This is a genomic window from Sulfurimonas sp., from assembly GCF_028694605.1.
Classification (GTDB): Bacteria; Campylobacterota; Campylobacteria; order Campylobacterales; family Sulfurimonadaceae; genus Sulfurimonas.
In genome coordinates this window covers 133,445-141,356 of record NZ_JAQVKP010000004.1, presented here as the reverse complement: position 1 = coordinate 141,356, position 7,912 = coordinate 133,445, and the positions used below count along the sequence as shown (strand labels likewise).

The following is a 7,912-nucleotide window of genomic DNA, read 5'->3' as shown; positions in this document are numbered from 1 at the left end:
CAGCAGGCGTTACTGCAGTAAATGCAGGAGCAACACTCCCGGCAGTAAGCCTAACTGCAACAGATAGCAGCGGAGCTAGTGCAACAGATAGCGATACGCCGACATACACCCCTCAAAACGATACGCCTACTATAGATGTAACAGCCGCCGGAGCATTTAATGAAAATAGCGCAACTACATCTACTGTGGTTGCAACATTTAGTGCAAGCGATGAAGAGGGAACACCTACGGTTACATTTACTACAGGCACGAACACTGAGGGTTACTATACAATCAGCGGTACAAATGTTCTATTAACTACAGCAGGCGTTACTGCAGTAAATGCAGGAGCAACACTCCCGGCAGTAAGCCTAACTGCAACAGATAGCAGCGGAGCTAGTGCAACAGATAGCGATACGCCGACATACACCCCTCAAAACGATACGCCGACATCCACAAATGATTCAATAACTATTTTAGAAGATATGAACAATACAACAAATGTATATACTTTAGCTTCAAGCGACTTTGGAACATATAGTGATGAGGAAACAACAGCTTTTTCAGAAGTTAAAATAGAAACGCTACCGACAAATGGGGTGTTGTATCTTGATGGAACTGCTATAAGTGCCGGTGTTACAATCTCAAAAGCCGATATAGATGCAGGAAAATTAACATTTAATCCAACAGATAACAGTGATGCGGATAGTAGTTTTGGCTTTAAAGTAAGTGATGGAACAAATTGGAGTGCTAGTAGCTATACAACTGCCATAAATATCACGGCGGTTGCAGATGCTCCAACACTAACTCTTACACACGCTCTTGCTACTGCACAAGAAATCAATATAGGTAATGTCACTAGCACATCAAATGGTTTTACCGTATCAGCATACAGTGTTGACGGTACAGCTTCCACAATTAGCATTAACAACACTCCAAGCGGTTTTGGTGTCACCGGTGCAGCTTCTGGTGATGATAGTGAGTTGGGTATCAATGCTACTGGTTCGGAAAAGATAGTTGTAAGTTTTGATCAAGATATTTCATCTGTTGATGTTTCATTTGCATGGAAAAGTTCATCCGAAGATGCCTCTTATACATTCTATAAAGACGGTGTTGTTGTAGGAACTGGTACAAGCATCGGTGGAAGCGATGGTATTGACCCTGCTGTAACACTTAAGCCTGATAACAACTCACTGTTTGATACCATTATCTTTAGCGCACCTAGCTCTGACGATGATTATTTGATTCACTCGATTGCTTATGAGAAAGTTGATTATGTTACCGGAAGTGTTGAAACAGAAGATAACAGTTCTGTTTCATTACATATCACATCAGCTTTAACAGATAGTTCTGAATCATTAATGGTAGAGATAAAAGACATACCTATAGGTTTTTCGATTACTGACGGCACAAATACATTTACGGCAAATGCTTCTACTTCAAGTATAAATGTAACAACTTGGAATTTAGATAATTTAACTCTATCTATACCAAATATTGCCGCAACAACTACATATACGCTTAATGTTGTTGCTACATCTACTGAGGGTTCAAATGGAGATGCGGCATCCACCACAGTGCCATTTGAGATTAAAGTAAATGACAATCCAAATTATGTATCGCTTAACCCAGACACAGGAGATGTATATGAATCGGCTATGTCAAGCGGAACAAATAGTTCAAGCACGGCTGAGATAGTAACGGGCAATATTTTAGCTAATGATACTTTAGGAGGCAATGTCACTTTAACAAGTGTCAACGGTGTTACTGCTACTTCTGGCATGATAAATATAACAACCGCTGAGGGCAATACGCTTGTTGTAAACGCTGCTACAGGGGATTATACATATACGCTGATAAATGCAATGAATCATGTTCAGTATATTCCAACCGGCAACACAATCACTCTCACAACAACAAGCGGGGAAGTGGCGGATAATACTTTTACAGGAAGCAGTAAAGATGGTTGGACGCAGTCAAGGGTGCTTGATAACAGTAGTGATAGACTGGTAATTGACGGTAATGGAGACACTGCTACAAAAACATTTGACTTTGGAAGCGTGTATGCAAATAAAACCGTTGAAGTATCATTTAGCGCAACGGCAAACAGCAACTGGGGTGACTGGTCAGATACTGGTGATGATTTTATTGTTACTGTAAATGGAACTCAACAGCCTGCTTATGAATTTGACACAAATGAAACACTGAATTATAAGTTCGATATCACGCTTGATACTCAAGGAAAAGCAGTATTTGTACTACAAAACTCTTCAGATAATAATAATGAAGATATTTATATTGACAACTTTAAGATTCAAGGACCAGAATATACGACACAGCCTTTAGATACCGTAGTGGATAATTTCACTTATGTAGTAACCGATGGCAACGGCACTTCCTATAGTTCTAATCTTGCTATTACTATTCATGATGACGCACCGACATCCGCAAATGCGTCACATAACATTTATGTAGGTGTTGATACTATAAGCATCAAAAATCTACAAGCAGGTTGGGTAAACGATACTTATGCGAATGGCACTTCTACTGTTATTAGAACAAATACAGATAGTGACAGCTATAATGATAAAATTGAGTGGGGAACTCCTGCTTCCGGTAGTGGCAAGTCAGGGTATGTGCTAGTGGATAACAGTGCATTTACCGGCAGTAGCGCAACGACAATCCAAGCTGGGCAATCTATAAAAATAGCGGATTTTACACATAATAATTTTCCTATTAATGGCGATTCTTCTACTTTGGATTATGTTGATATGGTAATGTCCGCAGATATCATTATAAACGGTGTTGTAACAACCGTGAATTTCAATGTAAGACTGGATCACACCGAAACGCCAAATAGTAGTGACCCTGTAGCTTCTCGAGATATTATTACTTTACCTGCACAAAATGTAAGTGTACAGATTGGTACACAAAACTACAATATCAGACTTGACGGTTTTAAAGATAGTTCAGGAAATATAGTCAATACAATCTATACAGATGAAAGTGCTGCCAACAGCTTTGAAGTAATGGGCAGTGTAACAACAGCAGAACCGCTTCCTGTAATTTCCGGAACGGTATCTAGCGAAGATGGTGCCGATGGTGCAAATATTGTATGGGGAGATACAGCTTCAAGCTACGGCACATTTGTCGGTAATGCAGACGGTAGTTATAGTTTTACATTAAATGAGGCTACTCAGGGTTCTATGGCTGTTGGAGAGGTTAAAACGGCAACATTTAACTACTCTGTGACAGATGCAGACGGTGATGTATCAAGCTCATCTGTTACTATCAAAATAGGCGGATATAACAATATCGAAGGAAGCTCATCCGCAGAGACTTTAAACGGAACGGCAAATGATGATATGCTTACAGGCTACGGAGGAGCAGATACACTAAACGGTGAAGACGGTAATGATGTTTTAGTGTTTGATAGCACTGATATCTCTGTAAATGGCGGGGTAGGGTATGATACACTGCTTGTTGAAGCATCAATAGACTTCAGTGCTTTGAATACCGATATTCAAAACATCGAAGAGATAAATCTAGGCAACGGCACGCAAAACATCACGCTTACACTTGCTGATGTGATAGCCGTTACAGATACAGACAATGATATTTTTATAACAGGAGATAGTTCAGATAGCGTCTCTCTGCAAACTTCTGATGCTTGGACTAAGTCGGCAACGCAATCACAAGTTGGATTTGATGAATACACATCAACACAAGACGCAACTGTAAAACTTCAAATTCAAGATGACCTTACTGTTTCACACTCATAAAACTTTCACATGTAGAAAATCTCTACATGTGAGGCAAAAAACTACTTCAAAAGAAGAATCAAAGAGACCCTGTCGTTTACATGCAGTTTGCCAAAAATAGAGCTGACATGCGCTTTTACCGTTCGTGTTGTGATGCCAAGTAAAGAGGCTATAGCGTCGTTTGTAAGCCCTTGGAGGATTAGCAAAAGCACTGCTCTTTCTTTTTCTGAAAGTCTCTCTTCTACAAATCTTTGAGACTCTTCACTCAGTTTGCTTTGAGTGTTTTTAAGAGCTATAGAGGCTGTGAGTTCTGGGTAGCTCCATAGATTTCCATCAGCGACACTTTGAAGCATTTGTGCAAAATGAATAGTGTGCATACTTGCATTTCCATAGGCTTTTACTCCGCGAAAGAGAAGCATTTTGCCTGTAACAACCGATGGAGCTTTTTCAAGGACGATGCAGTTTTGCGGCAGAGACGCTGAAGCGATGAGGCTGTTTATCTCGGATGCGACCGTGTCATAGTCAACGATAAGAGCTGTTTGTGTATCTTTGTCAAGCATACTCATAAGCGAAGGCATATCGTGGCAAAAGATGGTTTCTGTGTTTTCTATCTTTTTTTTCCACTCATCAAGAAGCAGTATATCTGTGCCAAAAAGTATGATTTTCATCTATTTCTCCGAAAAAACATACTGTTTAGATTTTAGGATAGGTTTTAGAATGTACTCCATCACTGTTTTCTTACCTGTTACGATATCGACATTAACCGTCATCCCCGGAATGATGTGCAGCGGTTTTTCCGGCGTACCGAGATAGTTTTTCTCGGTAATGACATGAATCACATAAAATGTGTTCTCTTTGTTGTCTGTTATGGTATCCGGAGAGATGTTGATAACCTTGCCGACAAGCCCGCCGTGGATAGCAAAATCATAAGCTGAGACCTTTACTTTTGCTTCTGCGCCCGGATGGATAAATGCGATGTCGCTTGGTTTTATTTTGATTTCAAGATAGAGTTTTTGGCTTGTCGGGACGATTTCTACAAGGTCGGCTCCCGGTTTGACAACTCCGCCAATAGTGTTTATGAAGAGCTTTTGCACGATGCCCTCAACCGGTGATTTGACCATTGTTCTCTCAACCTGATCACTGTAGGCAACCTGTTGTGTTTGAAGTCTGGATATCTCCGCTACGACCTCGTTAAGCTCTTTTTTGGCAGTGTTGATAAAGAGCTGTTTTGACTCTTCTCGCTTGTTTTTTGTCTCTTCTATGGAGGCGCTTAGTCTAGGAAGCGAGAGTTTTGTCGCTTCTATATCGTTTTCAATCGTACTCGCTTCCCGTTGCAGTTTCAAAAAATCAACTCTTGATTTTACCCCCTCTTTGACCATCGGTTCGGTCATTGCCATCTCTTCGGTGACAAACTTTAAAGATTTTTGCAAAGAGAGTACTTTAGCACTTGCCTCTTTATGGGCCTGTCGTTTTTGCTCTATCTGGTTTACAAAAGAGCTGTCTTTTGCGTTGAACTCTGTTTTGTTGGAATTATAGAGATTTTGGGCTAATTTTATGTGTCGCTCAAACTCTTCATCTGTTACATCGGGAGCTTGGAACTCCAGCCCGTTGGCTTGGGCGTAGAGCCTCAATCTTTTTGCTTCAAGCTCATAGTATGTCATCTCGTTTGTACGGGAGGTGGAGACTGACTTTGCGTTGTCTATTTTTAAGATGACCTCTCCCTCTTTAACGATTTGCCCCTCTTCAACCAAGATAGACTCGACAATCCCGCCCTCAAGATTTTGGATAATTTTGTTTTGTCCATAAGGGATAACATCACCGTCTCCGCGTGTTATCTCATCAACTTCTGTAAAAGATGCCCAGATGATAAAAGTAGCGATGGTAAAGAGCCAAATCTTTATAACTCTGCTCATTTTTGAAGGTGTTTGCTCTAAAACAGCCGCACTGAGGCTGTTCATAAAGTTGTAGTCGTTTTTTGTATATTCCAGAGGTCTATTTTTTTTCATTTGAACCCCCTTTTTGGAGTTGCAAAAGCGCTTCTTCTTTTGGGGCATCTATAAAAACTCTTCCCTCGTTCATAACGATAACTCTTGTTACAAGTGTTAAGAGAGTCATTTTTTGTGTTACCAGAAGCGTAGTTTTTTCCCTCAAAGCAAGAGCCATATTTTCAAGAAGTTTTGCCTCTGTCATCTGATCCATGGCGTTGCTTGGTTCATCCATAAGCATGATAGGCGCATCAAGCAAGAATGCCCGTGCGATACCTATGCTTTGTCTCTGCCCTCCGGATAGCCCTTGACCGCGCTCGCCTATGGGCATTTCGTAGCCTTTTGGATGTTTTTTGATAAACTCGGATGTTGTACTAATTTGTGCGGCTTTGAGCATGGCGGCATCACTTGCGTGGGATGCGCGAAAGGTAATATTCTCTTTGACGGTGCCTCTAAATAGCATAATGTCTTGCGATACATAGCCTATGTTTTTTCTCAAATCCGCAGGGTCTATCTGCTTGCTGTCTATCCCATCGATGAGAATTTGACCGCTATCAGGTTCATATAGCCCTAAAATAAGCTTTTGAATCGTACTTTTTCCTGAACCTATGCGCCCTATGATGGCAACATGCTCTTTTGGGTTGATGACAAAAGAGACATTTTTAAGCACTTGGATATCTGTGTTAGGGTATGTGAAAGTAACATTTACAAACTCTATATGACCGCTAAATTCAGGTTTTTCAACAAATTTTTTACCGCTTGGACGCTCGCTTGGTTTAGAAATAATCTCATTAAGCGTTTCATAGGATGTTTTTGTCTCTTCGTAGTTTGTCAAAAGTGCCGCTACTTGACCCATCGGAGCAACTGTTCTGGAGGTTAAGATAACGATGGCGATAAGCCCGCCCATAGAGAGCTCAAAATCTCTGATAAGGTAAACACCAAAAACAACAATCATAATAGTGTTGAGCTGGATAAAAAACTGTGTTATCGTTGGAATAGAAGCAGAGAGAAGACGTGATTTTAGGCTTTTGGCGGCTATCTCGCCCGTGGACTCTTCCCAGTTCCATTGTGTTTGATTTACCGCACCGAGAGTTTTTAGCGTCTCTATGTTGTTTAGTGCTTCTATAAGGATGGCATTTTTTTTCGCACTCGCTTCATGTGTACTCTCTATGCTCTCTTGAAGCGGTTTTTTTATCAAAAACGCATAAGCGATAATGAGCAAAATTGTCAAGATAGGAATAATAACAATAATTCCCCCGATATATCCGATGACAAGAAGAAAAATAATAGTGAAGGGAAGGTCTATAACCGCTGCCATAGTGGCGTTTGTCAAAAAACTTCTGATGGAGTCAAAGTCTTTGATGTTGCTTGCAAAAGAACCTACCGATACCGGATGATGCGCCATTTTAAGATCAAGCACTTTTTCAAAGATGATGGAAGACATGATAACATCGCTCTTTTTGGCGGCAGTTTCAAGCAGATAAGTTCTGCTGAATTTTAAAAAGGTGTCAATAATAAAAACTATACCGACACCTATAGCAAAAACCCAAAGGGTCTCAATCGCATTGTTAGGGATAACTCTGTCATAAACATTCATCGTAAAGAGCGGAGAGGCTAAAACAAAAAGATTGAGAAGCAGTGAAGCGTACAAGACATCTTTATATATAGGCAAAGAGAGTTTGATGGTGTTCCAAAACCAATGTTTTTGGTTGAGATGGAGTGTTCTTGAGTTTTTATCGCTATACTCAAAAGCTTTTTTTATCATAAAACCAAAACCGATATACTCATCTGCCAAAACATCTATCTTCACCCATTGCTCCAACGGCTCCTCTGTGGGAAGAACTATTTTTGCCATGGTTTTGTCTTGGCTGAAGCTGTCTAAAATACATGCGCCTTGATTGCTTGAGAGCAGGATAATCATAGGAAGCTGCAATGGAGATATCTGCTCAAGAGGACGCTTGATAAGTGATGATTTAAGTCCCGCTTTCTCTGCGGCACGAGAAAAAAGAGCTTTGGAGTTGTCTATAGAGAAGAGTTCCGGTGCATCTCTGCCGGGTTCTATAGGCAGCCCGGCAGTTAGAGCTTCTGCCGAGAATGGTTTGTGGTAGAGCTTGGTAAAGAGAACCAGGCAATCAAGCAGAGCATCCATTTTAAAGTTTGGATTTGTTGTTTCAACCATTTAGCGCC

4 protein-coding genes are annotated in these 7,912 nt (G+C 40.7%); 1 reads left to right on the top strand and 3 read right to left on the bottom strand.

Annotated features, from left to right (window positions below):
- Positions 1–3,761, top strand: a 3,761-nt coding sequence (locus tag PHY84_RS03895) for a VCBS domain-containing protein (protein ID WP_299857941.1), incomplete at its 5' end; no start/stop codon positions are given.
- A gap of 41 nt (positions 3,762–3,802) precedes the next feature.
- Here PHY84_RS03895 and PHY84_RS03890 read toward each other — a convergent pair.
- Genes PHY84_RS03890 through PHY84_RS03880 form a run of 3 tightly spaced genes read right to left on the bottom strand, consistent with a single transcriptional unit; the run spans position 3,803 to position 7,904 of the window.
- Positions 3,803–4,408, bottom strand: a complete 606-nt coding sequence (locus PHY84_RS03890; protein ID WP_299857939.1) for a LuxR C-terminal-related transcriptional regulator — start codon at positions 4,406–4,408, stop codon at positions 3,803–3,805.
- Positions 4,409–5,746, bottom strand: coding sequence for an HlyD family type I secretion periplasmic adaptor subunit (locus PHY84_RS03885; protein WP_299857937.1), 1,338 nt, complete (start codon positions 5,744–5,746; stop codon positions 4,409–4,411).
- Complete coding sequence (locus PHY84_RS03880) at positions 5,733–7,904, bottom strand: type I secretion system permease/ATPase (protein ID WP_299857935.1); 2,172 nt, start codon at positions 7,902–7,904, stop codon at positions 5,733–5,735. The genes PHY84_RS03885 and PHY84_RS03880 overlap by 14 nt, the downstream gene beginning before the upstream one ends.
- Between the last annotated feature and the right edge of the window lie 8 nt (positions 7,905–7,912).

What these genes read in the sequence shown, in the direction of transcription:
- PHY84_RS03890 (WP_299857939.1), bottom strand. Translation starts at nt 4,408, where the DNA reads ATGAAAATCATACTTTTTGGCACAGATATACTGCTTCTTGATGAGTGG.
- PHY84_RS03880 (WP_299857935.1), bottom strand. Translation starts at nt 7,904, where the DNA reads ATGGTTGAAACAACAAATCCAAACTTTAAAATGGATGCTCTGCTTGAT.
- PHY84_RS03885 (WP_299857937.1), bottom strand. Translation starts at nt 5,746, where the DNA reads ATGAAAAAAAATAGACCTCTGGAATATACAAAAAACGACTACAACTTT.